Raw genomic sequence first — 25,545 nt, forward strand, 5'->3', positions numbered from 1 at the left:
GGATGATATGGCCTTTCCAGCGCCGGCGTGGCCGAGCGTGTTTAGGTTATTTTTAGTATTACATTGTGGTTCGCCTTGTGGCAGCCACCTGGATGGGATGATGACTGCTCCACGCCTTCCTCTATTTTTGATGCTCGCTGGCCTGTTAGGGCTGGCGGGTTGCAGCACGCACCAGCCGGTGTCGCTGTACCAGCTGGACAGCGGAAGTCCAGCTCAGCCGGCACAAACCGCCGGCATGGCGGTCCTGCTGGGTCCGGTTATCGTTGCTGATTACCTGCAACGCGAAACCCTGCTCCAACGTCAGAACGACGGAAGCCTGCAAGGTTCCACGGATGGTCGTTGGGCGGGCAGCCTTTCTTCCGATATCAATCAATTGATGTTGCGTCAGGTGGCCGGTCAGTTGGACAGCCAGCGCGTGGTCCTGGCGCCAGGCCCATCCGGGTTCTCCCCGGATGTGCAGGTGTTGCTGACTATCACGCGGCTTGACTCCGGCAAGTCGCAACCGGCGATCCTGGATGCACAGTGGCGCTTGATCGACCGTCGCGGGCAAGTACGGGACAACCGTATCGTGCACCTGCAGGAAGAACATGCCGGCACCACGGCGTCCCAGGTCCAGGCCCAGGGCGTATTGTTGCAGCACCTGGCGCAGCAGTTGTCGGTGGCGCTCAAGCCGCTGGCCAACCAGCCGCCGATTGCCGAGGCACCGCGCAAGCAGGCACCGGCACAAGCCAAGCCCGCAACGCCGGAAAAGCCGAAGATGCCGATGGCAACCCCGATTCGTACGGATCTGGAAGTGTTCAGGTTTTGATCTGAATGCCAGACAAACAAAAGGCCCGCTGAGTAAGCGGGCCTTTTGTTTGCGCTGCAATTTAAGCTGCACCCCACATCAAATGTGGGAGGGGGCTTGCCCCCGATGACGGTGGGTCAGTTAATGCATCTCTGACTGGACTACCGCTATCGGGGGCAAGCCCCCTCCCACATTGGGTTTAGCGGTGTTCTTCAATTCTTGTTGCGGGTCTCATGCATACGCGCAAGTTGGCGCTCCAGCATCGACGGATACGGCTCCATCAGGCGCTCCACACAGCTGGCGCCCTCAGGGCTGGCAATCGGGCGGATGCGTGCGCGCTGGCGGATCAGCGTGTCTTCACTGATCTTGCGCTCCACTAGCAGCAGGTTGCGGCTGTGCTGCGACAAGGCCAGGGCGTCCTGGGCAATCTCGGTCAGCAAGAGGTCGATCTGGCTGATGCCGAACAGGCCATCGCCCACCGTCAGGCCCAACTGCAATTGCAACGTAATGCCGCTGTCCGCCACTTCGATCTGCAAGGCATGGCCCAGGGCGCGCAGCAACTCGCCGCAGCAGATGGCGTTGGTCAGGTAGTCTTCGCCGCTGTCTTCGCTGTGGAACAGCATCAACGTGCTGCCATCGTTCAGGGTGTGCAGTTCGCTCTGGTAGAGCGAGGCGGCCTGGTCGAGACAGTCGCGGTAGCGTTCCAGCAATTCCGTCAAGCGGGCGCGGGGCAGGCGGCGCAGTTGGTCCTGGGCACCCAGCTGCACGGCGAGTACGGCGCTGTACTGGGGCTCGGTGCTGTTGGCCGCAAGCGGTTTCGGCGCTACGGCGGGCGCGGTATCGGCGGTATCGCGCAGGTCGGCGAACGGGTCTTCGTCGTCCAGCTCGTCTTCTTCGGCCTTGACTACATGTCGCGGCGCAGGCTTCAAACCCGCCACTGGAGCGCTTTCGTCGAAGCCTGGGTCACGCAGGTCACGCACTTCAAACTCAGGCTCATCGTTGTAGTCGGCGTCGTCGTACTCAGGCTCAGGTTCAACCTCAGGTACAGTCGGCTCCGGGGCGAAGCTGGCATGCAGCTGGCGCGCGAGGTCGCCGATTTCGTCCTGGCGGTCGGTGGCCGGGGTATGTTCGTCGATATCGCGCAGCCAGATGCGCAGTTGCATCAACGGCGTAGAGATATGCCGCCCCAGGCGCAGGCTCAAGGCCAGGGCCAGGGCCAACAGGATCGCGCTCAGGATGCCCATGCTCTGCAGGCTGATGGTCATCGGTTGCTGGAACTGTTGCATGTCCAGGCTGATGCGCAACTGGCCGGCTTTCACATCCTGAAAGGTGATATTGCTCTGGTACAGGCCCTCGGCTTCGCCCAGCAGGCCGTTTTTCGGGCGCTGCCCGGCTTCGGCCATGATCCGGTTGTCCACGCTATAGATAGCGGCGTGGGCCACCAACGGGTTCTTGGTCAGGTTGTTGAGCAGCACGTTGAGGCTGAGAATGTCGTTGGACACCAGCAACTCAGTCGCCGAGGTGGCAGTCTGGGTGGTCAGGCTCTCGCCCAGGGCGTCGGCTTGCTCATGCATGGCCTGCTTGAATTGCAAACCCATCACGCAGGCGTAGATCACCAGGGCCAGAGCGACCAGGATCACGTTATGGCTGGCGATGCGTAATGCGATCGGTACACGGCGGTGGCGCAGTGCCCGGAAGATCAGCAGGAAGAAGTTATCGGTTTTTACTGGCGTGGGCCGGTTCACTTGCGCTCGGCTCTTGGTCCGTGAAGTTGACGCGCAGTATAGCGACAGGCCCATGACCGGCAAAGCGCTGGCTGTGCCCGATGGTCACTGAAAGTGGGTAGAATGCGGTTTTTTTCCAGCCTGGGGGTGCGCTTTGCGCGAAATTGTCCTGATCAACATCACAGGTCTTGACCGACCGGGTCTCACCGCTGCCATTACCGGTGTTCTGGCCCAGGGTGGTGTGAACATTCTCGACATCGGCCAGGCGGTGATCCACGACACCCTGTCGTTCGGCATCCTGGTGGAAATTCCCAGCACCGAACAGGCATCCTCGGTCCTCAAAGACATCCTGTTTACGGCCTACAAACTCGATCAGCAGGTGCGCTTCACGCCGGTGTCCGAAGCCGATTACCAGCATTGGGTCGAAGGCCAGGGCAAAAAACGCCATATCGTGACGTTGCTCACCCGCAAGGTCACGGCCGAACAATTGCAACGCGTCAGCTCGATCACGGCGCATTACGGTTTGAACATCGACCATATCGACCGCCTGTCGGGGCGTATGCCGCTGGACACGCCGGCGGACAAAGGCAAGGGCTGCATCGAGTTTTCGGTGCGCGGGGAGCCGGCCGATGCGCAAGCGCTGCGCGCCGAATTCCTGAGCGTGGCCCAGGAGCTGAATGTCGACATCGCCTTCCAGGAGGATTCGCTGTTCCGGCGCAACCGTCGTTTGGCGGTGTTCGACATGGACTCGACCCTGATCGAAGCCGAAGTCATCGACGAACTCGCCAAAGCGGCGGGTGTGGGCGAGCAGGTCAGCGAGATTACCGAGCGGGCGATGGCCGGCGAACTGGATTTTCGCGCCAGTTTCAAGGAACGCCTGGCGCTGCTCAAGGGCCTGGACGTGAGCGTGCTCGATTCCATCGGCGCTTCCCTGCGCCTGACCGAAGGCGCCGAAACCCTGTTCGCCGAACTCAAGCGCCTGGGCTACAAAACGGCCATCTTGTCCGGCGGCTTCACCTATTTTGCCAAGCAACTGCAGGCCAAGCTGGGCATTGACTACGTGTTTGCCAACGAGCTGGAAGTGGTGGATGGCAAAGTGACCGGCGTGGCGGTGGAGCCGATTGTCGACGCACAACGCAAGGCGGACCTGCTCAAGGAACTGGCGCATAAAGAAGGCTTGCGCCTGGAACAGACCATTGCGGTCGGCGACGGCGCGAACGACTTGCCGATGCTGGCGATTGCCGGGCTGGGTGTGGCATTCCGCGCCAAGCCGTTGGTCAAGCAATCGGCCAAGCAGGCGATTTCGACCTTGGGGTTGGATGGGGTGCTGTATCTGCTGGGCTTGCGCGACCGTGACGGCCAGCTCTAGCTGAAGAAATACGGGCAAAAATGTGGGAGGGGGCTTGCTCCCGATGGCGGTGGGTCAGTCAATACAGCTCTGACTGGACTACTGCTATCGGGGGCAAGCCCCCTCCCACATTTGGTTCAGCGTCAGGCCTTGGGTGTTGCGATGCCCTGGCCCATCTGTACGGGTGAGCCCGCCAGCAACGCTTCGGTCCATTTCACCTGATCCGGCCCGAACAGCACGATAGCGGTCGAACCCAGCTTGAAGCGACCCAGTTCAGCGCCTTTTTCCAGATGGATCGGCGCACGGGCAGCTTCGTCGTAACGGAAGGTTTTCAGTTCACGCTTGGGCGGCGTTACCAGCCCGGCCCACACTGTCTCAATCGATGCCACGATCATCGCGCCCACCAACACCACGGCCATCGGGCCGCGTTCGGTGTCGAACAGGCAGACAACCCGCTCGTTACGCGCAAACAGTTCCGGTACGTTCTCGGCGGTGGTCTGGTTCACCGAGAAAATCCGCCCTGGCACATAGACCATCTCGCGCAAGGTACCGGCCAGTGGCATGTGCACCCGGTGGTAGTCCTTGGGCGACAGGTAGATGGTGGCGAAGTCGCCGCCCATGAACGGCGCAGCCAACGCAGCGTCGCCGCCCAGCAATTCCAGCACGCTGAAGCTGTGGCCCTTGGCCTGGAATACACGGCCATGCTCGATCGGGCCGAGCTGGCTGACGGCACCGTCGGCCGGGCTCAGTACGGCGCCCGGCGTTTGATCCAGTGGGCGCGCGCCGTCTTTCAGTGCGCGGGTGAAGAAGGCATTGAAGTGCTCATAGGCGGTCAGGTCTTCAACCAGCGCCTGGGACATGTCCACCTGGTAACGCTTGGCGAACCAACGGGTGAAGGCATTCTTGAACCAGCGCACGCGGCACTCGGCAATGCAGCCGGCCAGGCGCGAGAGCAAGTGGTGTGGCAGCAAGTACTGGCTGAGGATAAACAACTGCTTTTTCATAACTGTCCTTAAACCTTAAATCTCAACGGGGGTGTCGGGGTGGTTGCCCCATTCGCCCCAGGAACCGGCATAACCTTTGACTCGTGGGTAACCGAGCGCCTTGGCCACCAGGTAGGTGAAGCCAGAGCGGTGGTGAGTCTGGCAGTGGGTGATGATTTCTTTATCGCGGGTCAGCCCGAGGTCTTCGAGGATTTGCGGCATGTCGCGGCGGATGCGCAGGCTGCGCGCTTTGTCCATCCCAGCGGTCCACTCGAAGTTCACGGCGCCGGGGATGTGCCCGGCTTTGGCCGCGAGGACTTTTTCGCCGGAGTACTCCAGCGGGCCGCGTGCGTCCCAGATACCCAGGTCGGCCGCGCCGAGCCGGCTTTGCAGGTATTCGCGGGTGGCGGTGGGGCCGTCGTGCAAGGTGAGGCTGACCGGGCCGCCAGCGGGGGTGGGCACCTCGGTGGACACCGGGTGTTTCTCGTCCAGCCACGCCAGCAGGCCGCCGTCGAGGTAGTGGTATTTCTGATGGCCGATCACGTCGAGCATCCAGATAAAACGCCCGGCCCAACCGCCGCCTTCGTCGTCATACACCACATAGGTGGCATCGGGTGTGTGGCCCAGTTCGCCGAACAGCTTTTCCAGGTCAGCCTTGTGCGGCAGCAGGCCCGGTGCGGGCGGTTGGCCCAACTGGGTGCGCTTGGGGTCAACGAAATGCGCGCCGGGGATATGCCCTTCGGCGTAGCGGGCGGCACTGGTGAGGTCCACCAGAATCAGGTGTTCGGCATCAAGGCGACCTTGCAGGTCGCTGGATTCGATCACCAGCGGCAAGCCAGAGAAGTCAGGCATGTGAGGTCTCCTGGGCACAAATGTTGGCGATAAAGGAGGGCGATTGTAGCGCAAGCATCAGGCGCTGCGGTTGGTAAAGCTGTGCAGGGCTTTTTCGACGCATTGCGCGGTTTTGCCAAAGGCTTGCACGGTGGTTTCCGAGAACGGCCCGCCACCCTGGTCAGCCACCATCAGCATGACTACGCGGCCATTACAGCTCAGCGAGCGCAACAGCAGGTGCTCGCCGGTAAACAGGCGGCGCAGGATCGGTGGCAGCAGGGCGGCGAACTGCGCATGGTTGTCAGGACCGAGACGCACCTGGGCGGACTTTTCCAGCAAGCGTTGCAGCAATGTACTGTTGACCACATCCAGGCTCAGGTTGGCAGCGTCCTTCGGCAAGCCATCGGCCTGATGCACGCGCAAGGTGCTCAAGGCGCGATCCGCCATGAACACCAATACGCGCTGCATGCCGCTGGCGACCAGGGCTTCCTTGGCGCACGTGGTCAGGTGCATCGCATTGGCAAAGCGGCTCGGTTCGACCAGCAGCTCCGTGCAACGGTTGCGCCACAGTGCCAGTGCTTCGGCCGTGGGCGGCGGCGCGGGCAGCAGGCCACGATGGACCTTTTGCACGTGCCACGGCCAGATCAGCGACAGGGCCGGGTGCCAGAGATCAGGCATCAAAGTGCTGCGGGCGCTGGTGACCGCTTGCTGGTGAACCTGCTGCTGCACATCGCCCAGTGGCTCCTGCAGGTACAGCGCAGTGAGGTATTGCCAGCGCTCGGTGTGCGGGCAGGTCCAGGACTCCTGCGCCGACAGCGCCAGGCCGTTGGCCAACAGCACCGTGTTGGCCGGCTGATTCAGCCAGCGGCGCAGGTTGGGTTCGGCGTCGAGTAATTGCTGGTGGCGCAGCGGGTCGTCTTCGCGGGCGATACGCAATGCCTTGACCAGCAGACGCCGCTCGCCCAGCAGCAGGTTATAGCCCTGGGATACCCAGATCGGCAGGTGCCACGCCGCAGTCAGGCCAAGGCACAGGTCCAGCAGGCGCACGCCGAACACGTGCTGCTCGACCTGGCGCGCCGACTCGCCCTTGTGGATCACCCGCAGCTCCCATTCCTCAAGCAGCTTGGGGTAGGCCACGGCCATCGGCCACAACGGTGACAGAAACAGCAGGCTGCCCCAATGGATGTCCTGCCACAGGCGCGCCAGGCGGCTGCCGAACAGGCCGTTGGCTTGCTGGGAAGCGTGCTGGCTGACCAGCAGCAGTTGGCGCAGCGCGACGGGAATCTCGCGGGCCGGCACCGACGGCAGGCGCACCAGCAGTTCTTCGGCGCGTTTAAGGCCGAGGCGATTGAGCGCCACTTCGAGGTTTTCCGCCGGTTCCGCCAGGCTGCCGTGGGTGTGGCTGTTGGCCTCGCGCATCACGCTGAGCACCAGGGCCGGGCTGTCTTGCATCAGCTCGGCGATGTCCCTCAATGAGCTGCGACTGCCGCGGATGGCTTTGCACACCCGCTCGTGGCTGGCCTGGGGAACGGGCAGCAGCACGTCGTCCAGGCACTTGATCCAGGCGGCGAGGGTGGCGGGTTTTGCAGTTGGGACTGTCGTTTCATTAGCCATGATTGGGGCGCGATCATCATATGTGTTCAACACACCCGTAACGGGCTGAATTGGCTTTTCGCCTTAACGGGCTATAGTCTGGCGCAGTTTTGCCGATAAGTAGAACAAGAGTTTTTCAGCTGCACCCACTATGTCCATGAACCCGACGGCGCAAGTACAGATCCCCTATGGCTAAAATTATCGGCATCATTGTCGTCATCGCAAGTGTGCTCGGTGGGTACGTCCTGTCCCACGGTAAGATTGCCGCGCTGATTCAGCCTTTCGAAGTGTTGATTATTGGCGGCGCCGCCTTTGGCGCTTTCTTGCAGGCCAACCCCGGCTACATGACCATGCACGTGATCAAGAAGTCGCTGGGCATGTTCAGCTCGCGCTTCTCCCACACGTTTTATCTGGAAGTGCTGGGGCTGGTCTACGAAATCCTCAACAAGAGCCGCCGCGAAGGCATGATGGCCATTGAAGGGGATATCGAAGACGCCGCCGCCAGCCCGATCTTCGCCAAGTACCCGGCCGTGCTCAAGGACGAGCGCATGACTGCCTATATCTGCGATTACCTGCGCATCATGTCCTCCGGCAACATGGCGCCCCATGAGCTCGAAGGCCTGTTCGACATGGAGCTGTTCAGCCTCAAGGAAGAACTGGAACATCCTTCCCACGCCGTGACCGGCATCGCCGACGGCATGCCTGGTTTCGGTATCGTCGCGGCGGTACTGGGTATCGTGGTGACCATGGCCTCCCTGGGTGAGGGCGATCAGGCGGCCATCGGCATGCACGTCGGTGCGGCGCTGGTGGGTACCTTCTTCGGTATTCTCGCGGCCTACGGTTTCTTCGGCCCGCTCGCCACCTCCCTGGCGCATGACGCCAAGGAAGAAATCAACCTCTACGAAGCGATCAAGGCGTGCCTGGTGGCGTCCGCGTCGGGCATGCCGCCGTCGTTGGCGGTGGAGTTCGGTCGCAAGGTGCTGTACCCGAAACATCGCCCAAGTTTCTCCGAGCTGGAACAAGCGGTTCGCGGTCGCTAAGCCATGGAAAACAACCAGCCGATCATCATCAAGCGCGTCAAGCGCTTCGCTGCGGGGCACCATGGTGGTGCCTGGAAAATCGCCTTTGCCGACTTCGCCACGGCAATGATGGCGTTCTTCCTGGTGCTGTGGCTGATGTCCACCGCCACCCCTGAACAGAAGATCGCCATTGCGGGTTACTTCAAGGACCCGATTGGTTTTTCGGAAAGTGGTACGCCCTTCGTGATCGACCTGGGCGGCTCGCCGCAACTGGCGCCGGAGCGCACCATCAATCCGGAAGTGCAGACCGAATCGCCCCAGGAAAAAATCCCGATCGAGCGCGATAGGGTCGAAAGCATGGCCGAACAGGTCGAGAAAGAACGCCTGGAGCTGTTGCTGCAAGAGCTGCAGAACAAGGTTGAGGAAAACCCGCAACTGCTCAAATTCAAGGATCAGATTTCCTTCGAAATTACCCCGGAAGGCTTGCGTATCCAGATCACCGACGCCGCCAACCGGCCGATGTTCGATTCCGGCAGCGCGCGCTTGAAGCCGTACTTCGAAGATATCCTGCTGGCCATGGCCGACACTATCAAGGCGGTGCCGAACAAGATCAGCATCAGCGGCCATACCGATGCCAAGCCCTATGCGGGGCAGGGCGACTTCGGCAACTGGGAACTCTCGGCCAACCGCGCCAACGCCGCCCGCCGCGCGCTGGTGGCCGGCAGCTATCCGGACCCGCAAGTGGCGCGGGTGGTGGGCTTTGCGTCATCGCAGCTGTTTGATCCGAAAGATCCGTTCAACCCGATCAACCGGCGCATCGATATCGTCGTGCTGACCAAAAAAGCCCAGCGAGCGATTGAGGGTGATCAGCCGCCGCCACCGCCTGCACAGGGCGAGGGCGCCCCCGGTGAAGTGCCGGCGGACCCGAATGCGCTGCCGCCAGGCCAGGAGCCGCTGCCGGCCCATGAGCTGCGTCAAAAGCTGAACCTGTTTGATGACGGTGGGGTGAAGGATCCGACGGCGCCTGTGCCGGGGTCGTAAGCTCTAAAGACAGCAAGGCCGCGATTATCGCGGCCTTGTTGTATCTGCCCGTCTCGTTGTAGGAGCGAGCTTGCTCGCGAAAAACGTCAACGAAAACGCCTGTATCCAGGATGCCCGCGTTGCTCTTGGGGCCTTTGCGAGCAAGCCCGCTCCTACAGAGGTGGAGGCAGCTTAGTAACTGCTCTCAGGCAAGCTCGCAATAATCGACCGATAGCTGTTCATCCGCTGCTGCTGCACGCGGCCATCCTCCAGCGCCTTGAGCAATGCACAGCCTGGCTCGCGGTCGTGTTTGCAGTCGCGGAAGCGGCAAGTGCCGATCAGGTCGTTGAATTCGATGAAGCCCGCTTCCACGTCGCTGCGGCTGACATGGCCGAGGCCGAATTCACGGATACCCGGGGAGTCGATCAACTCACCGCCACCTGGGAAGTGGAACAGCCGTGCGGTCGTGGTGGTGTGTGTGCCCTGGCCGGACAGCTCCGACAGCGGGCCGACGCGGGTGTCGACTTCTGGCAGCAGGCTGTTGACCAGCGACGACTTGCCCACACCTGACTGGCCGACAAACACGCTGATGCGCCCGTCCAACTGCTGTTGCAGTTGTTCCATGCCGTTGCCGTGATGGGCCGACACTTCCAGCACCGGGTAGCCCAGGGTGCGGTAGACCGCCAGCAATGCATTGAGCGCCGGAGCGTTCTGCTCGTCGATCAAGTCGAATTTGTTCAGCAGCAGCAGCGGGCGAATACCGGCATGCTCGGCGGCGACGAGGTAGCGGTCGATCAGGTTGGCGTGGGGCTCGGGCAGCGGCGCGAACACAATCACGATCATGTCGACGTTGGCCGCCACCGGCTTGAGCTGGCCACGGCTGTCGGGGCGGCGCAGTTCGGTGCTGCGTGGCAACTGGGCGACGATCACGCCGATGCCCTGGTTACCGGCGCGCCACACGACTTTGTCGCCGGTCACCAGCGCAGGCAGGTTGGCGCGCAGGTGGCAGCGGGACACAGAGCCGGCGAGTTCGCCTTCCAGCGCCTCGACTTCGACCTGCACGCCGAAGTGCGCGATCACCAGGCCCGTTTGTTCGGGCCCCAGGTCGCCGCCCTCGAGCGCTTCCACGGCGGAGGATTCACGTTTGGCGGCGCGCGCTGCGCGTTCACCTTGAATCTTTTCGATGCGCCAGTTTTGGCGACGATTGAGCTGGCGTTTGGCCATTGGTGTTCCGTGTCGATAATGCAAAAGTTGGGTAAAACGGTCGCGAGTCTAGCACGGCCCCGCCTGCTAAACTGCGCAGCTACGCCAAGGTGCCAAGAGAATCAAGCCATGCAAAACCCACAGAACCTGATTTGGATCGATCTGGAAATGACCGGTCTGAACCCCGACACCGACGTTATCATCGAGATGGCGACCATTGTCACCGACAGCAACCTCAACACCTTGGCCGAAGGTCCGGTGATCGCCATTCACCACAGCGATGCTGTGCTCGCCACCATGGATGAGTGGAATACCCGCACCCATGGCAACTCGGGCCTGACCCAGCGGGTACGCGACAGCCGCATCAGCATGGCCGAAGCCGAAGCCGAAACCATCGCCTTCCTGGAAAAATGGGTGCCCAGGGGCAAGTCGCCGATCTGTGGCAACAGCATCTGCCAGGACCGTCGCTTCCTTTATACGCACATGAAAGGGCTGGAAAGCTACTTCCACTATCGCAACCTGGATGTGTCCACGTTGAAGGAACTGGCTGCGCGCTGGGCACCGGAGGTCAAAGACAGCTTCCACAAAGGCAGCACCCACCTGGCGCTGGACGATATCCGCGAGTCGATCGCCGAGTTGCAGCATTACCGCAAGCACTTCATCAAGGCCTGAAATCGGCGCGACCGCTGGACATGTGGGAGGGGGCTTGCCCCCGATGGCGGTGTGTCAGGCCCGGATGCATGGACTGACACTCCCTTTTCGGGGGCAAGCCCCTCCCACATTTGAATGGTTTTGCAAACCCAAGTGCGGGAGGGGAGGCGGGACGGCGATTATCCTTGCCCCCTTCTGGTGCTATCTGCAAATGATTAGACTGCCGGCCTCCCTGCAAGGATCGCCATCATGCTGCTGATGCTCTACCTCATCGCCATCACCGCCGAAGCCATGACTGGCGCCTTGTCCGCCGGTCGACGCGGCATGGACTGGTTCGGCGTGGTGTTGATTGCCTGCGTGACGGCGCTGGGTGGCGGGTCGGTGCGCGATGTGCTGTTGGGACACTACCCACTGACTTGGGTCAAGCACCCGGAATACCTGGTGCTGACCTCGGTGGCCGCGCTGGTGACCATCTTTATCGCACCGCTGATGCGCCGCCTGCGCTCGCTGTTTCTGGCGCTGGACGCTTTGGGCCTGGTGGCATTCACCCTGATCGGCTGCATGACCGCCCTGGAAATGGGGCATGGCATGCTCGTGGCGTCGGTCAGCGGCGTGATTACCGGCGTATTTGGCGGCATCCTGCGAGACATCTTCTGCAACGACATCCCGCTGATCTTCCGCCGTGAGCTGTACGCCAGCGTGTCGTTCCTGGCCGCCTGGTTCTACTTGCTGTGCCTGTATCTGCAATTGCCCAGCGAACAGGCGATTCTGCTGACCCTGTTCAGCGGCTTTCTACTGCGCCTGCTGGCGATCCGGTTTCACTGGGAAATGCCCAAGTTCGTCTACAACGACGATGTCCACTAGCGTGCGGCGTGTTGCTTGAGCGCCCACTCCACATGTTCGCGCACCAGTTCCGACGGGTAATCGCGCCGCGCCTTCAAGGCTTCCAGTACCGCAATGCTCGACGGCGCATTGCCCAGGCCCACCGCCAAATTGCGCAGCCAGCGCTCGTAACCGGCGCGGCGCAAGGGTGAGCCTTCGGTGCTGCTGAGGAATTTATCCTCGTCCCACATAAACAATTGGGCAAGTTCCGCGTTATCCAGATTGTGCCGTGGCTTGAAATCGCTTTCGGCGGTGGGCCGGGCGAAACGATTCCACGGACAAACGATCTGACAGTCATCGCAGCCGAATACGCGGTTGCCGATCAGAGGGCGCAGGTCCTCGGGGATTGCGCTCTTGAGTTCGATGGTCAGGTAGGAAATGCAGCGCCGGGCATCCAGCACGTAGGGACCGACGAAGGCGTTGGTAGGGCAGATGTCCAGGCACGCGGTACAGCGGCCGCAATGTTCGGTGGCGTGGGGTGGGTCCACCGGCAATGGCAAATCGACAAACAGTTCGCTCAGGAAGAAATAGCTGCCGGCCTTGCGATTGAGTACCAGGGTGTTTTTGCCGATCCAGCCGAGGCCGGCCTGTTCGGCGATGGCTTTTTCCAGGACCGGTGCGCTGTCGACGAAAGCGCGAAAGCCGAACGGCCCGATCTGCGCCTGGATACGGTCAGCCAATTGCTGCACGCGCTTGCGGATCAGCTTGTGATAATCGCGCCCCAGGGCGTAGCGCGAGATATAGGCTTTTTCCGGCTGGGCCAGCAGTTGCGCCATCTGGGTGTCGCCGGGCAGGTAGTCCATGCGCAGCGACACCACGCGCAAGGTGCCCGGCACCAGCTCATCGGGGTGGGAGCGTTTGCTGCCGTGGGCGCCCATGTAGTCCATCTCGCCGTGGTAGCCCGCGTCGAGCCAGCGTTGCAGGTGCTGTTCATGCTCGGCCAGGTCGAGGCCGCTGATGCCGACTTGCTGGAAGCCCAGCTCGCGGCCCCAGTCTTTGATCGATTGGGCGAGAGCAGGCAGATCGGAGGTAATAGCGGGCATGAGACACGGGAAACCACAGGTTAGATGCGTATAATTCTGCCAGACATCGGAGCTTGAAGACGCATGCCTCAGACAAAACACGAAATAACCGACGTTCAGCTGTTGTTGCCGGGCCACTTGCCGCAACTGGCTGCGCGTTCGCTGGACGCTCATAAAGGCCAGTTCGGCCACCTGCTGGTGATCGGCGGCGACCGAGGCTTTGGCGGGGCAGCGTTGCTCAGTACCGAAAGTGCCTTGCGCAGTGGTGCGGGGATGGTGTCGTTGGCGACACGCGTTGAGCATGTTCCCGCCGCGCTGGCTCGTCTGCCCGAAGTGATGACAAAGGGTGTGAATTCGGCCAACCAACTGATGGGCCTGCTGGAAAAGATCTCGGTCATTGTGATCGGGCCCGGTCTGGGTGACGCATCCTGGGGTAAAAGCCTGCTGTCCGTCGCCGCCAACGCGCCCCAGCCGCAAGTCTGGGACGCCGACGCCTTGAATCAACTGGCGACGGGCAGCGTCAGCCTGCCGGCCAACTGCGTGATTACCCCGCATCCAGGCGAAGCCGCACGGCTGTTGGGCATCTCGACAGCCGAGGTTCAGGCCGATCGCCTCAAGGTGGCGCGCGCGTTGAGCCAGACATTCAATGCGGTGACTATCCTCAAGGGCGCTGGCAGTTTGATTGCAAGTCCGGACGGTCGTGTTTCACGCTGTGACCAGGGCCATCCCGCCATGGCGACGGCGGGGCTGGGTGACGTATTGGCCGGCCTCGTCGGTGCATTGCTGGCCCAGGGCATGCACGGCTATGAGGCAAGCTGCCTGGCCGTGTGGTTGCACGCCACGGCAGGGGACCGTCAGGGCACGTTCGGTCGCGGCCTCGCCGCCAGTGACCTGATACCGGCCATTCGTCAATTGTTGGAGGAGCAGTCGCCGTGCCTGAAGTAATTCTTTTCCTGGCGGATGAAGAGGCCATGGTCGGCCTCGGCAAGCGCATTGCCCAGGTCACGGCCGGGGCAGGGCTGATCTTCCTCGAGGGCGACCTGGGAGCGGGCAAGACCACGCTGTCCCGAGGCATCATTCGCGGTTTGGGGCATGCCGGTGCGGTAAAAAGTCCGACGTTCACACTGGTCGAACCCTATGAGATCGGTAACATTCGCGCCTTCCACTTCGACCTCTATCGCTTGGTGGACCCTGAAGAGCTGGAATTCATGGGCATCCGTGATTATTTCGACGAAGACGCGTTATGCCTGATCGAGTGGCCAAATAAAGGCACAGGCTTTTTGCCAAAGCCGGACATGACCATTACCATTACGCCGCATGAGCACGGACGTCAGTTGAAGTTGTTGCCCCAGAGCGCGCGCGGCCAGTCGTGGTGCGCCGCTTTGGCACTGGAATTCAAATAATTGGTGGGGTTAGGTATGCGCTTTCGCGCGTTGGTTGCTGTCGTGGGGGTGTTGCTTGCGGCAATGACTGTCAATGCTCTGGCTGCTTCACAGGTGAAAAGTGTGCGCCTGTGGCGAGCGCCGGATAACACGCGACTGGTGTTCGACCTGTCTGGCCCGGTCCAGCACAGCGTCTTTACCCTCACGGCGCCCGATCGCCTGGTGATCGACATCAACGGTGCGAGCCTGGCCGCGCCGCTGAAAGTCTCCACCGCCAATACACCCATTACCGCCATGCGTTCGGCCCAGCGCACGCCGACCGACCTGCGCGTGGTCATCGACCTGAAAAAGGCGGTCACCCCAAAAAGCTTTTCCCTGGCCCCCAACGCCCAATATGGCAACCGCCTGGTGGTCGATCTGTTCGACAACCCCGCCGATGCCGCGCCGCCGCCTGTGCCGACGCCCAGCGTCGCGACGGTGCCTGCGGTGCCGGTCAACCCCTCGCAACCTCAGGTCAAGTTGCCACCGCCGCCGCCCGCTCCGGCAGGCAAGCGCGACATTATTGTGGTGATCGACGCCGGCCACGGTGGCGAAGACCCCGGCGCCTCCGGTTCGCGCGGCCAACATGAAAAAGACGTGGTGCTGGCCATCGCCCGCGAACTGCAACGCCAGGTCAACGGCATGAAAGGGTATCGCGCCGAACTGACCCGTACCGGCGACTACTTCATTCCGTTGCGTGGACGTACTGAAATCGCACGTAAGAAAGGCGCAGACCTGTTCGTCTCGATCCACGCCGACGCTGCACCTTCCACCGCCGCTTTCGGTGCGTCGGTGTTTGCCCTGTCGGATCGCGGCGCGACGTCCGAGACCGCCCGTTGGCTGGCCGACAGTGAAAACCGTTCCGACCTGATCGGCGGGGCCGGTAACGTGTCTCTCGACGACAAGGACAAAATGCTCGCCGGCGTACTGCTCGACCTGTCGATGACCGCCTCGCTGACCTCCAGCCTGAATGTCGGCCAGAAAGTCCTGAGCAACATCGGTCGCGTCACGTCGCTGCACAAACAGCGCGTTGAGCAAGCCGGGTTCATGGTGCTGAAGTCGCCGGATATCCCGTCGATCCTGGTCGAGACCGGATTCATTTCCAACGCCAACGAGGCATCCAAGCTCGCCAGCGCCGGCCACCAGCAAGCATTGGCGCGCTCGATCAGTGCCGGCGTGCGCCAGTTCTTCCAACAGAACCCGCCACCGGGCACTTACATCGCCTGGTTGCGTGATTCCGGCAAAATTGCCCAGGGCCCGCGTGACCACCGCGTGCAGCCCGGCGACACCGTGGCCATGCTGGCCGTACGTTTCCAGGTCACGCCCGCCGCCTTGCGCAGCGCCAACAACCTGAAGACCGATGAGCTGAAGATCGGCCAGGTGTTGACCATCCCGGGCACCGAATTGGCGGCGCAGTAATGAGCGAATCTGTTTTGAATAGTGGCTCGCGTATCGAATTGCTCAGCCCGCGCCTGGCTAACCAGATCGCTGCGGGCGAGGTGGTCGAGCGCCCGGCCTCGGTGATCAAGGAACTGCTGGAAAACAGCATCGACTCCGGCGCCAAACGCATCGACGTTGACGTGGAACAGGGCGGCGTCAAGCTGCTGCGGGTGCGCGACGATGGCAGCGGCATTTCTTCGGATGACCTGCCGCTGGCCCTGGCCCGTCACGCCACCAGCAAGATCCGCGATCTGGAGGACCTTGAACGGGTGATGAGCCTGGGCTTTCGCGGTGAGGCCCTGGCCTCCATCAGCTCCGTGGCCCGCTTGACCCTGACCTCGCGTACACGCGGCGCCGAGCAGGCCTGGCAAGTGGAAACCGAAGGCCGCGACATGGCGCCCCGGGTCCAGCCGGCAGCCCATCCGGTGGGCACCTCGGTGGAAGTGCGCGACCTGTTCTTCAACACCCCGGCGCGGCGCAAGTTCCTCAAGGCCGAAAAAACCGAATTCGATCACCTGCAGGAAGTGATCAAGCGTCTGGCCCTGGCGCGTTTCGACGTGGCGTTCCATCTGCGCCACAACGGCAAGACCATCCTCAGCCTGCACGAAGCCAATGACGACGCCGCGCGCGCTCGGCGGGTGGCGGCGGTGTGCGGTGGTGGCTTCCTGGAGCAGGCGCTGCCGATAGAGATTGAACGCAATGGCTTGCGCCTGTGGGGTTGGGTCGGTTTGCCGACCTTCTCCCGCAGCCAGGCGGATTTGCAGTATTTCTTCGTGAATGGCCGGGCGGTGCGCGACAAGCTCGTGGCCCATGCGGTGCGCCAGGCGTACCGCGACGTGTTGTTCAACGGGCGGCATCCGACGTTTGTGCTGTTTTTTGAGGTCGATCCCTCGGTGGTCGACGTCAACGTGCACCCGACCAAGCACGAAGTGCGCTTCCGTGATGGGCGCATGGTGCATGACTTTCTGTATGGCACCTTGCACCGTGCCTTGGGCGATGTGCGCCCGGATGATCAGTTGTCGGCGCCCATCGTGACGGCGGTAGTTCGCCCAAGCGGCCCTGAGGCCGGTGAGTTCGGCCCCCAGGGCGAAATGAGCCTCGCCGCTAATCTGCTGCAGTCACCGCAGCCGCAGCCCAATTACACGGCGCCCAACGCGGGAGCCGGCGCCGGTTATCAATATCAATACACGCCGCGCCCGCAATCGACCGTGCCGGTGGCCGAGGCCCAGGCGGCTTATCGTGAGTTCTTCGCGCCGCTGCCGGGTGCCGAGCCAGGCACCGTTGCCTTGCCCGAGGGTGGCGGTGATATTCCACCGTTGGGCTACGCGCTGGCACAGCTCAAGGGCATCTACATCCTTGCGGAAAATGCCCACGGCCTGGTGCTGGTGGACATGCATGCGGCTCACGAGCGCATCATGTACGAGCGCTTGAAGATCGCCATGGCCAGTGAAGGGCTCAGTGGCCAGCCATTACTGGTACCGGAATCCCTGGCGGTGAGCCAGCGTGAAGCCGATTGCGCCGAAGAGCACCACGGCGTGTTCCAGAAGCTGGGCTTCGAACTGCAACGCCTGGGCCCGGAAACCCTGGCGATCCGCCAGATTCCCGCGCTGCTCAAGCAAGCCGAGGCTAACCGCCTGGTAGCCGATGTATTGGCCGACCTGATGGAGTACGGCACCAGCGACCGTATCCAGGCGCATATCAACGAGCTGCTCGGCACCATGGCCTGCCACGGCGCCATCCGCGCCAACCGTCGCCTGGCCCTGCCGGAAATGAACGGCCTGCTGCGCGACATGGAAAACACCGAGCGCAGCGGCCAATGCAACCATGGCCGCCCGACCTGGACCCAGATGGGCCTGGATGATCTGGACAAACTGTTCCTGCGCGGTCGCTGATGAGTGCCTTGCCCCCCGCGATTTTCCTCATGGGCCCAACGGCCGCCGGCAAGACCGACCTGGCCATCGAGCTGACCAAGGTCTTGCCGTGCGAACTGATCAGTGTGGACTCTGCCCTGGTTTACCGGGACATGGACATCGGCACGGCCAAGCCTTCGAAAGACGTGTTGGCCCGGCATCCGCATCGTTTGATCGACATTATCGACCCGGCCGAGAGCTATTCGGCTGCGGATTTCCGTACCGACGCCCTGGCCGCCATGGCCGAGATCACCGCGCGGGGTAATATCCCGTTGCTGGTCGGCGGCACGATGCTCTACTACAAGGCTTTGCAGGAAGGCCTGGCGGATATGCCGCCCGCCGATGCCCAGGTGCGTGCCGAACTCGAAGAAGAGGCTGCACGCCTTGGCTGGCAAGCCCTGCACGACCAGTTGGCGGCGGTGGATCCGGTGTCGGCGGCGCGCATTCACCCCAATGATCCCCAGCGTCTGACCCGCGCGCTGGAAGTCTGGCGCGTCAGTGGCCAGACCATGACTGAACACAGGCTGAAACAAACTGCGCAAAGTGCTGATGCAGGCGCATCTGGCCGGTCACAATTGCCCTATACTGTGGCGAACCTGGCCATCGCTCCGGCAAACCGCCAGGTGCTGCATGAACGAATTGCACAAAGATTCACAAATATGTTGGAACAGGGGTTTGTGGAGGAGGTCGTAGCACTGCGTTCCAGAGGTAATCTGCATGCAGGTTTGCCTTCGATACGTGCTGTAGGCTACCGCCAAGTCTGGGATCATCTGGATGGCAAGCTGACGTCAGCCGAAATGCAGGAGCGCGGCATCATTGCCACGCGCCAATTGGCGAAGCGCCAGTTCACCTGGCTGCGCAGCTGGAGCGATTTGCACTGGCTGGACAGCCTGGACAGCGACAATCTGTCACGCGCCTTGAAATACCTGGGAACGGTCTCCATATTGAGCTGAGTCCTTGCAATTGCCGTCTATCCTTGGGGGTGTGGCGGCCATGAGCTATTTATTTTTCCGATTTTTTATTATTGATCCTTAAAGGAGTGCGGCACATGTCAAAAGGGCATTCGCTACAAGACCCTTACTTGAATACCTTACGTAAAGAGAAAGTGGGGGTTTCCATTTATCTGGTCAACGGTATCAAGTTGCAAGGTACGATCGAGTCGTTCGACCAGTTCGTGATCCTGCTGAAAAACACCGTCAGCCAGATGGTTTACAAACACGCTATCTCGACAGTCGTTCCTGTTCGTCCAATCCGTCTGCCTAGCGCAGCAGGTGATGAAGCAGCTGACGCTGAGCCAGGTAACGCCTGATAGGAGTCTCCTTTGTTCTTTGAGCGCCACGGTGGTGGTGAGCGAGTAATCCTCGTTCACTTGGATGGACAGGACCCTGAGGCGCGCGAAGATCCGCAGGAGTTTCAGGAGTTGGCAAATTCGGCCGGCGCCGAGACCGTTGCGTTTTTTAACGTGCCGCGTCATCGGCCAACCGCCAAATACCTGATTGGCAGCGGCAAGGTCGAAGAATTGCGCGACCTGGTCCATGCCGAAGAAGCCGATCTGGTGATCTTCAATCACACCCTCACGCCCAGTCAGGAACGTAACCTCGAACGTGTCTTCGAGTGTCGCGTGATTGACCGCACCGGCCTGATTCTCGATATTTTCGCCCAGCGCGCGCGTACCCATGAAGGCAAGCTCCAGGTCGAACTGGCCCAGCTTGACCACATGAGCACCCGGCTGGTCCGCGGCTGGACGCACCTTGAGCGCCAGGGCGGCGGCATCGGCATGCGTGGCCCGGGTGAAACCCAGCTGGAAACCGACCGGCGTCTGTTGCGGGTTCGCCTGCGCCAGATCAAGGGCCGCCTGGAGAAAGTCCGCAGCCAGCGCGAGCAATCGCGCCGTGGCCGTTCCCGTGCGGATATTCCCACCGTGTCGCTGGTGGGCTATACCAACGCGGGCAAGTCCACGTTGTTCAATAACGTCACAAAGTCGGACGTGTACGCGGCCGACCAACTGTTCGCGACGCTCGACCCGACCCTGCGCCGCCTGGATCTGGACGACCTGGGGCCGATTGTCCTGGCCGATACGGTGGGGTTCATTCGTCACTTGCCGCACAAGCTGGTCGAGGCATTTCGGTCTACGCTCGAAGAGTCGAGCAATTCCGACCTGCTGTTGCACGTGATCGATGCGGCCGAGCCGGATCGCATGCTGCAGATCGAGCAGGTGATGCTGGTGCTGGGCGAGATTGGTGCCCAGGACTTGCCGATCCTCGAGGTCTATAACAAACTCGATTTGCTTGAAGGCGTCGAGCCACAAATCCAGCGCGATGAGAATGGCAGGCCCCAGCGGGTCTGGTTGTCGGCGCGTGATGGCAGTGGTCTTGAGTTGCTTGAGCAAGCCATCGCCGAGTTGCTCGGCGGCGATTTGTTCGTTGGCACCTTGCGCTTGCCGCAGCGTTTTGCTCGACTGCGTGCACAGTTTTTCGAGCTGGGCGCGGTACAGAAAGAAGAACACGACGAAGAAGGTGTCAGCTTGCTGGCCGTTCGATTGCCACGCGCGGAGCTCAATCGACTGGTCAGTCGCGAGGGTGTTGTACCGGCGGAGTTCATCGAACAACACACTTTGCAATAAAAGCCTGAGAAAGCGGTTGTGCCGCGGTAGCAGGCATTCTGTAGCATTGGTCGGCGCGCCGTGGGTGCGTCTTTGCTTTATCAGATGGAGAGCGCTATGGCTTGGAATGAGCCGGGTGGCAACTCGAATAATCAGGATCCTTGGGGTGGTAAGCGCCGCAATAATGGCGACCGCAAGGGGCCACCGGATCTCGACGAGGCCTTCCGAAAGCTGCAGGAAAGCCTGAATGGGTTGTTCGGTGGTGGGAAAAAACGCGGTGGTGACGATGGCGGTCGCACAAGCAAGGGCGGCGGCTATGGCCTGCTGGGCCTGGGTCTTGTCGTGCTCGCAGCCGTCTGGCTGTACAGCGCGGTCTACGTGGTGGATGAGCAGGAGCAAGCCGTTGTGCTGCGCTTCGGCAAGTATTACGAGACTGTCGGGCCAGGCCTGAACATCTATTTCCCGCCGATCGACAAGAAGTACATGGAGAACGTCACGCGTGAGCGTGCCTACACCAAGCAGGGCCAGATGCTGACTGAAGACGAGAACATCGTCGAAGTGCCGCTGACCGTGCAGTACAAGATCAGCAACCTGCAGGACTTCGTGCTGAACGTCGATCAGCCGGAAATCAGCCTGCAACACGCAACCGAAAGTGCCCTGCGCCACGTGGTCGGTTCCACCGCCATGGACCAGGTACTGACCGAAGGGCGTGAATTGATGGCCAGCGAAATCAAGGAGCGCCTGCAACGCTTCCTCGATACCTATCGCACCGGTATCACCGTCACCCAGGTCAACGTACAGAGCGCAGCCGCACCGCGTGAAGTGCAGGAAGCCTTTGACGACGTGATCCGCGCCCGTGAAGACGAGCAGCGTTCGCGCAACCAGGCTGAAACCTACGCCAACGGCGTGGTGCCGGAAGCCCGTGGTCAGGCCCAGCGTATCCTTGAGGATGCCAACGGTTACCGCGACGAAGTAGTCTCCCGCGCCAAGGGTGAGGCGGACCGCTTCACCAAGCTGGTTGCCGAGTACCGCAAGGCGCCCGAGGTTACTCGTGAGCGTCTGTACCTGGACACCATGCAGGAAGTCTTCAGCAACACCAGCAAGGTTCTCGTGACCGGCAGCAAGGGTGGGCAGAACAACCTGCTGTACCTGCCGCTGGACAAGATGATCGAAGGTGGGCGTAGCGGCGCCAGCGCGCCGTCCACCGGTTCGAATGCCGCTGCCAACGAAGCGAGCGCCCGTGCGGCCGCTGACTTGCTGCAACAGCAAACACGTACCAGGGAGAGCCGTTGATGAGCAATAAATCGCTGACCGCCCTGATTGTGGGCGTCGTCGTGGTCATCGCTGCCTGGAACTGCTTCTACATCGTCGCTCAGACCGAGCGCGCGGTGCTGCTGCAATTCGGTCGCGTGGTCCAGGCGGATGTCCAGCCGGGCCTGCATGTGAAAGTCCCCTACGTCAATCAGGTGCGCAAGTTCGACGCGCGCCTGATGACTCTGGATGCACCGACACAGCGCTTCCTGACCCTGGAAAAGAAAGCCGTGATGGTTGACGCCTACGCCAAGTGGCGCGTCAAGGATGCCGAGCGCTTCTACACTGCGACCTCGGGCCTCAAGCAGATTGCAGACGAGCGTTTGTCGCGCCGTCTGGAGTCGGGCCTGCGTGACCAGTTTGGTAAGCGCACCCTGCACGAGGTGGTATCCGGTGAACGCGATGCGCTGATGGCTGACATCACTCGTTCGCTGAACACCATGGCGGAGAAAGAACTGGGTATCGAAGTGGTCGACGTTCGCGTCAAGGCTATCGACCTGCCCAAGGAAGTGAACCGCAGCGTGTTCGAGCGCATGAGCACCGAGCGTGAGCGTGAAGCCCGTGAGCACCGCGCCAAGGGTAACGAGCTGGCCGAGGGTATCCGTGCGGATGCCGATCGTCAGCGCCGTGTACTGTTGGCGGAGGCCTATCGCGAGTCTGAAGAGGCTCGTGGTGATGGTGATGCTCAAGCCGCGGCGATCTACGCCAAGGCGTACGGCCAGGACCAGGAGTTCTACGCGTTCTACCGTAGCCTGCGCGCCTACCGTGAAAGCTTCGCGAACAAGACTGATGTGCTGGTGCTGGACCCAAGCAGCGATTTCTTCCGCTACCTGGAAAAGTCCAAGTAACAGGCCTGTGATTCTGTAGGGACCACTCCGTCGGGCGGCTAAAATGCCTGGCGGGGTGATCCTTTCAGAAAACGGGTGTATGATGCGGCAGCCGGGAAATTCCCGGCTTTTTTGCGTCTGCGTGTTCGATTCGGCAGGCGTGACAGGTTTTTCGAGGAAAGTGCCCGACGAGGCCGGTGACAGGTCGTTCGTCACGTCGCTCTTGCGCGTGGTTTATGCAGGCAGCGGGTATTTTCTGCTTCACTCAAGGCTCGGCCGAGGGCTGGCCGCCCGGATCAAAGGGGAATGGCGTAATGGCAACGGTAGACCGCTGGCTGCTGCCAGATGGCATCGAAGAAGTACTGCCACCAGAAGCTGCGCGTATTGAAATAGCGCGTCGCCAGGTGTTGGATCTGTTCCAGAGCTGGGGCTACGAGTTTGTCGTGACCCCTCATATCGAGTACCTGGAATCCCTGCTGACTGGCGCGGGCCAGGACCTGGATCTGCGCACCTTCAAGGTCATCGACCCGCAATCGGGCCGGCAAATGGGGTTTCGTGCCGACATCACGCCGCAGGTGGCGCGTATCGATGCGCATACCCTGCGCCGCGAAGGCCCCAGCCGCCTGTGCTACGCCGGCAGCGTGCTGCATGCCCAGCCGCGTGCCTTGTCATCGTCGCGCAGCCCGATCCAGCTGGGCGCCGAGTTGTATGGCGATGCGAGCCCGAGCAGCGACGTTGAAGTGATCAGCCTGATGCTGGCCATGCTGCAACTGGCTGATGTGCCGGACGTGCACATGGACCTGGGCCACGTGGGTATCTACCGCGGCCTGGCACGTGCGGCCGGCTTGTCCGGTGAGGTTGAGCAACAGTTGTTCGATGCGCTGCAACGCAAGGCCATCGATGAAGTCATTGCCCTGACCGCTGGCGTGCCGGCTGAACTGGCCGACATGCTGCGTGCGCTGGTCAACCTGTGCGGCGGCCGTGAAGTGCTGGTCACTGCACGTGAGCGCCTGGCCAACGCACCGGCGCCGGTGTTGGCCGCCCTGAACGATGTGCTGGCGATTGCCGAGCAATTGTCGGCGCGCTTCCCGCAGTTGCCGCTGTATTTTGATCTGGGCGAGTTGCGCGGCTACCACTACCACACCGGTGTGGTGTTCGCGGTGTTTGTTCCGGGTGTTGGCCAGGCCATCGCCCAGGGTGGTCGTTATGACGATATCGGCGCCGACTTCGGTCGCGCCCGTCCGGCCACCGGCTTTTCCACCGATTTGAAAACCCTGGTGACCCTGGGGCGTGCTGAGGTCGAGCTGCCGTCTGGTGGCATCTGGATGCCCGACAGTACGGACGCGGCACTCTGGCAGCAGGTCTGCCAGTTGCGCAGTGAGGGTCAGCGTGTCGTCCAGGCGTTGCCTGGGCAGCCATTGGCCGCCGCCCGTGAAGCGGACTGCGACCGGCAATTGATTCAGCAGAACGGGCTTTGGCAAGTATCGCCACTGGCTTCTTGAGTTTTCCTGCCGGCCATCGCCGGCACCAAGTTTGCGCGAATGAGGACAAGTGTTATGGGTAAGAATGTCGTAGTCCTGGGCACCCAATGGGGTGATGAGGGCAAAGGCAAGATCGTTGATCTGCTGACCGAACATGCTGCCGCCGTAGTGCGCTACCAGGGTGGCCACAACGCGGGCCACACCCTGGTCATCGATGGCGAAAAAACCGTCTTGCACCTGATCCCTTCGGGTGTACTGCGCGAAGGCGTACAGTGCCTGATCGGCAACGGCGTGGTGGTTGCGCCGGACGCCCTGCTGCGCGAGATCATCAAGCTGGAAGAGAAAGGCGTACCGGTGCGCGAGCGCCTGCGTATCAGCCCATCCTGCCCGCTGATCCTGTCCTTCCACGTGGCGCTGGACCAGGCCCGTGAAAAGGCCCGTGGCGAGCTGAAGATCGGCACCACCGGTCGCGGCATTGGCCCGGCCTACGAAGACAAGGTTGCACGTCGTGGCCTGCGTGTGGGCGACCTGCTCAACATGCCGCGCTTTGAAGACAAGCTGCGTGAACTGGTGGATTACCACAACTTCATGCTGGTGGGTTACTACAAAGAGCCCGCCATCGAGTTCGAAAAGACCCTGGCCGAGTGCAAGGAATACGCTGAGCTGCTCAAGCCGCTGATGCTCGACGTGACGGCCGAGCTGCACGACCTGCGTCGCGCTGGCAAAGACATCATGTTCGAAGGCGCCCAGGGCTCGTTGCTGGACATCGACCACGGTACCTACCCGTATGTGACCAGCTCCAACACCACCGCCGGCGGCGTGGCCACCGGTTCGGGCGTGGGCCCGATGTTCCTGGACTACATCCTGGGCATCACCAAGGCGTACACCACCCGTGTAGGTTCCGGTCCGTTCCCGACTGAGCTGTTCGACGACGTCGGCGCTCACCTGGCCAAACAAGGTCACGAATTCGGCGCGACCACCGGCCGTGCTCGTCGTTGTGGCTGGTTCGACGCCGTTATCCTGCGTCGCGCTATCGACGTGAACAGCATCTCGGGCATCTGCCTGACCAAGCTGGACGTGCTCGACGGCCTGGAAGCCATCAACATCTGTGTCGGCTACAAAGACGCGCAAGGCAACGATGTTGCGCCGACCGACGCTGACAGCTACGTGGGCCTGCAGCCTGTGTACGAAGAAGTGCCGGGCTGGACCGAATCGACCGTGGGCGCCAAGACCCTGGAAGAGCTGCCAGCCAACGCCCGCGCCTACATCAAGCGCGTCGAAGAGCTGATCGGCGCACCGATCGACATTATTTCGACGGGCCCGGACCGCAACGAGACCATCGTTCTGCGTCACCCGTTCGCTTAATAAGCTGTTGATGTAAAAAGTAAAGGGCTCCTTCGGGAGCCCTTTGTCGTTTCTGCCTGGCAAGCGGCACGACCCTTGCTGTGTTTCTCTTTTTCGCGGTGCTATCAATTTAATGGCACCCGTGG

Annotated in this window: 23 protein-coding genes; 17 read left to right on the plus strand and 6 right to left on the minus strand. The window is 61.7% G+C overall.

Translation table 11 applies throughout. The features are described 5' to 3' along the window. Positions 1-97: 97 nt before the first annotated feature. Complete coding sequence (locus PspCFBP13528_RS08640) at positions 98-808, plus strand: ABC-type transport auxiliary lipoprotein family protein (RefSeq protein ID WP_065894482.1); 711 nt, start codon at positions 98-100, stop codon at positions 806-808. A 191-nt stretch (positions 809-999) separates the two neighbouring features. Here the strand turns inward: PspCFBP13528_RS08640 and PspCFBP13528_RS08645 are convergent, their stop codons facing one another. After that, on the minus strand, positions 1,000-2,532 hold the full coding sequence (locus tag PspCFBP13528_RS08645; protein ID WP_065951526.1) for an AhpA/YtjB family protein: 1,533 nt from the start codon (positions 2,530-2,532) through the stop codon (positions 1,000-1,002). Positions 2,533-2,665: 133 nt separating this feature from the next. Here PspCFBP13528_RS08645 and serB point away from each other — a divergent pair, with 133 nt between their 5' ends. Further along, positions 2,666-3,880 (plus strand): phosphoserine phosphatase SerB, encoded by a 1,215-nt coding sequence (gene serB, locus PspCFBP13528_RS08650; protein ID WP_065951525.1) that lies wholly within the window; start codon positions 2,666-2,668, stop codon positions 3,878-3,880. A gap of 122 nt (positions 3,881-4,002) precedes the next feature. On the opposite strand, the gene asd is transcribed toward serB, so the two are convergent. From asd to PspCFBP13528_RS08665, 3 genes are read right to left on the minus strand one after another with little or no spacing between them, the layout of a single operon-like run. Continuing rightward, on the minus strand, positions 4,003-4,863 hold the full coding sequence (gene asd / locus PspCFBP13528_RS08655; protein WP_065934815.1) for an archaetidylserine decarboxylase: 861 nt from the start codon (positions 4,861-4,863) through the stop codon (positions 4,003-4,005). Positions 4,864-4,878: 15 nt separating this feature from the next. After that, on the minus strand, positions 4,879-5,694 hold the full coding sequence (locus tag PspCFBP13528_RS08660) for a rhodanese-like domain-containing protein (RefSeq protein WP_101218946.1): 816 nt from the start codon (positions 5,692-5,694) through the stop codon (positions 4,879-4,881). 57 nt (positions 5,695-5,751) lie between these two features. Further along, positions 5,752-7,287, minus strand: a complete 1,536-nt coding sequence (locus tag PspCFBP13528_RS08665) for an HDOD domain-containing protein (RefSeq protein WP_137199998.1) — start codon at positions 7,285-7,287, stop codon at positions 5,752-5,754. Between the two features lie 167 nt (positions 7,288-7,454). Between PspCFBP13528_RS08665 and motA the strand changes: the two genes are divergently transcribed. Continuing rightward, positions 7,455-8,306 carry a flagellar motor stator protein MotA gene (motA, locus tag PspCFBP13528_RS08670; protein ID WP_065951522.1) on the plus strand — a complete coding sequence of 284 codons (852 nt, stop codon included), beginning with the start codon at positions 7,455-7,457 and terminating at the stop codon, positions 8,304-8,306. 3 nt (positions 8,307-8,309) lie between these two features. After that, the gene (gene motB, locus PspCFBP13528_RS08675; protein WP_065951521.1) at positions 8,310-9,326 is read left to right on the plus strand and encodes a flagellar motor protein MotB; all 1,017 of its coding nucleotides are present in this window, start codon (positions 8,310-8,312) and stop codon (positions 9,324-9,326) included. Positions 9,327-9,497: 171 nt separating this feature from the next. Here motB and rsgA read toward each other — a convergent pair whose 3' ends face one another. Then, a complete protein-coding gene (gene rsgA / locus PspCFBP13528_RS08680; protein ID WP_005784215.1) occupies positions 9,498-10,529 on the minus strand; it encodes a small ribosomal subunit biogenesis GTPase RsgA in 1,032 nt (343 codons plus the stop codon). A gap of 108 nt (positions 10,530-10,637) precedes the next feature. Between rsgA and orn the strand changes: the two genes are divergently transcribed. Both orn and PspCFBP13528_RS08690 read left to right on the plus strand, forming a co-directional pair. Continuing rightward, positions 10,638-11,180: an oligoribonuclease gene (orn, locus tag PspCFBP13528_RS08685; RefSeq protein WP_065886529.1), complete on the plus strand. Its 543-nt coding sequence runs from the start codon at positions 10,638-10,640 to the stop codon at positions 11,178-11,180. Between the two features lie 225 nt (positions 11,181-11,405). After that, complete coding sequence (locus tag PspCFBP13528_RS08690) at positions 11,406-12,023, plus strand: trimeric intracellular cation channel family protein (protein WP_170827587.1); 618 nt, start codon at positions 11,406-11,408, stop codon at positions 12,021-12,023. Here the strand turns inward: PspCFBP13528_RS08690 and queG are convergent. Further along, the gene (queG, locus tag PspCFBP13528_RS08695; RefSeq protein WP_101218944.1) at positions 12,020-13,084 is read right to left on the minus strand and encodes a tRNA epoxyqueuosine(34) reductase QueG; all 1,065 of its coding nucleotides are present in this window, start codon (positions 13,082-13,084) and stop codon (positions 12,020-12,022) included. The two genes, PspCFBP13528_RS08690 and queG, sit on opposite strands and share 4 nt — an antisense overlap. Before the next feature lie 63 nt (positions 13,085-13,147). On the opposite strand from queG, the gene PspCFBP13528_RS08700 reads away from it, so the two are divergent. From PspCFBP13528_RS08700 to PspCFBP13528_RS08750, 11 genes are all read left to right on the plus strand, one after another. After that, positions 13,148-14,008, plus strand: a complete 861-nt coding sequence (locus tag PspCFBP13528_RS08700; RefSeq protein WP_065951519.1) for an NAD(P)H-hydrate dehydratase — start codon at positions 13,148-13,150, stop codon at positions 14,006-14,008. Then, positions 13,996-14,466: a tRNA (adenosine(37)-N6)-threonylcarbamoyltransferase complex ATPase subunit type 1 TsaE gene (gene tsaE / locus PspCFBP13528_RS08705; protein WP_137199999.1), complete on the plus strand. Its 471-nt coding sequence runs from the start codon at positions 13,996-13,998 to the stop codon at positions 14,464-14,466. The genes PspCFBP13528_RS08700 and tsaE overlap by 13 nt, the downstream gene beginning before the upstream one ends. Before the next feature lie 15 nt (positions 14,467-14,481). Continuing rightward, positions 14,482-15,903: an N-acetylmuramoyl-L-alanine amidase gene (locus PspCFBP13528_RS08710; protein ID WP_065951517.1), complete on the plus strand. Its 1,422-nt coding sequence runs from the start codon at positions 14,482-14,484 to the stop codon at positions 15,901-15,903. A 14-nt stretch (positions 15,904-15,917) separates the two neighbouring features. Further along, entirely contained in the window at positions 15,918-17,816 is a 1,899-nt protein-coding gene (gene mutL, locus PspCFBP13528_RS08715) for a DNA mismatch repair endonuclease MutL (RefSeq protein WP_162515421.1), read from the plus strand. Next, entirely contained in the window at positions 17,816-18,787 is a 972-nt protein-coding gene (miaA, locus tag PspCFBP13528_RS08720) for a tRNA (adenosine(37)-N6)-dimethylallyltransferase MiaA (protein WP_065951515.1), read from the plus strand. The genes mutL and miaA overlap by 1 nt, the downstream gene beginning before the upstream one ends. Before the next feature lie 95 nt (positions 18,788-18,882). Then, the gene (gene hfq / locus PspCFBP13528_RS08725) at positions 18,883-19,143 is read left to right on the plus strand and encodes an RNA chaperone Hfq (RefSeq protein ID WP_016976904.1); all 261 of its coding nucleotides are present in this window, start codon (positions 18,883-18,885) and stop codon (positions 19,141-19,143) included. 12 nt (positions 19,144-19,155) lie between these two features. Continuing rightward, a complete protein-coding gene (hflX, locus tag PspCFBP13528_RS08730) occupies positions 19,156-20,457 on the plus strand; it encodes a ribosome rescue GTPase HflX (RefSeq protein WP_065951514.1) in 1,302 nt (433 codons plus the stop codon). Positions 20,458-20,553: 96 nt separating this feature from the next. Continuing rightward, a complete protein-coding gene (gene hflK, locus PspCFBP13528_RS08735; RefSeq protein WP_003188062.1) occupies positions 20,554-21,729 on the plus strand; it encodes an FtsH protease activity modulator HflK in 1,176 nt (391 codons plus the stop codon). Next, positions 21,729-22,595: a protease modulator HflC gene (gene hflC, locus PspCFBP13528_RS08740; protein WP_003188064.1), complete on the plus strand. Its 867-nt coding sequence runs from the start codon at positions 21,729-21,731 to the stop codon at positions 22,593-22,595. The genes hflK and hflC overlap by 1 nt, the downstream gene beginning before the upstream one ends. Before the next feature lie 293 nt (positions 22,596-22,888). Then, positions 22,889-24,076: an ATP phosphoribosyltransferase regulatory subunit gene (locus PspCFBP13528_RS08745; protein WP_065951513.1), complete on the plus strand. Its 1,188-nt coding sequence runs from the start codon at positions 22,889-22,891 to the stop codon at positions 24,074-24,076. Between the two features lie 54 nt (positions 24,077-24,130). Next, entirely contained in the window at positions 24,131-25,420 is a 1,290-nt protein-coding gene (locus PspCFBP13528_RS08750; protein ID WP_065886517.1) for an adenylosuccinate synthase, read from the plus strand. Positions 25,421-25,545: the final 125 nt, after the last annotated feature.

The sequence above is a fragment of the Pseudomonas sp. CFBP13528 genome (genome assembly GCF_005233615.1).
Classification (GTDB): Bacteria; Pseudomonadota; Gammaproteobacteria; order Pseudomonadales; family Pseudomonadaceae; genus Aquipseudomonas; species Aquipseudomonas fluorescens_AM.

Bases quoted from the DNA above. Each gene is read 5' to 3' on its own strand.
- PspCFBP13528_RS08640 (WP_065894482.1), top strand. From the start codon at position 98: ATGATGACTGCTCCACGCCTTCCTCTATTTTTGATGCTCGCTGGCCTG.
- asd (WP_065934815.1), bottom strand. From the start codon at position 4,863: ATGAAAAAGCAGTTGTTTATCCTCAGCCAGTACTTGCTGCCACACCAC.
- PspCFBP13528_RS08660 (WP_101218946.1), bottom strand. From the start codon at position 5,694: ATGCCTGACTTCTCTGGCTTGCCGCTGGTGATCGAATCCAGCGACCTG.
- PspCFBP13528_RS08665 (WP_137199998.1), bottom strand. From the start codon at position 7,287: ATGGCTAATGAAACGACAGTCCCAACTGCAAAACCCGCCACCCTCGCC.
- motA (WP_065951522.1), top strand. From the start codon at position 7,455: ATGGCTAAAATTATCGGCATCATTGTCGTCATCGCAAGTGTGCTCGGT.
- motB (WP_065951521.1), top strand. From the start codon at position 8,310: ATGGAAAACAACCAGCCGATCATCATCAAGCGCGTCAAGCGCTTCGCT.
- rsgA (WP_005784215.1), bottom strand. From the start codon at position 10,529: ATGGCCAAACGCCAGCTCAATCGTCGCCAAAACTGGCGCATCGAAAAG.
- orn (WP_065886529.1), top strand. From the start codon at position 10,638: ATGCAAAACCCACAGAACCTGATTTGGATCGATCTGGAAATGACCGGT.
- queG (WP_101218944.1), bottom strand. From the start codon at position 13,084: ATGCCCGCTATTACCTCCGATCTGCCTGCTCTCGCCCAATCGATCAAA.
- PspCFBP13528_RS08700 (WP_065951519.1), top strand. From the start codon at position 13,148: ATGCCTCAGACAAAACACGAAATAACCGACGTTCAGCTGTTGTTGCCG.
- PspCFBP13528_RS08710 (WP_065951517.1), top strand. From the start codon at position 14,482: ATGCGCTTTCGCGCGTTGGTTGCTGTCGTGGGGGTGTTGCTTGCGGCA.
- miaA (WP_065951515.1), top strand. From the start codon at position 17,816: ATGAGTGCCTTGCCCCCCGCGATTTTCCTCATGGGCCCAACGGCCGCC.
- hfq (WP_016976904.1), top strand. From the start codon at position 18,883: ATGTCAAAAGGGCATTCGCTACAAGACCCTTACTTGAATACCTTACGT.
- hflK (WP_003188062.1), top strand. From the start codon at position 20,554: ATGGCTTGGAATGAGCCGGGTGGCAACTCGAATAATCAGGATCCTTGG.
- hflC (WP_003188064.1), top strand. From the start codon at position 21,729: ATGAGCAATAAATCGCTGACCGCCCTGATTGTGGGCGTCGTCGTGGTC.
- PspCFBP13528_RS08745 (WP_065951513.1), top strand. From the start codon at position 22,889: ATGGCAACGGTAGACCGCTGGCTGCTGCCAGATGGCATCGAAGAAGTA.
- PspCFBP13528_RS08750 (WP_065886517.1), top strand. From the start codon at position 24,131: ATGGGTAAGAATGTCGTAGTCCTGGGCACCCAATGGGGTGATGAGGGC.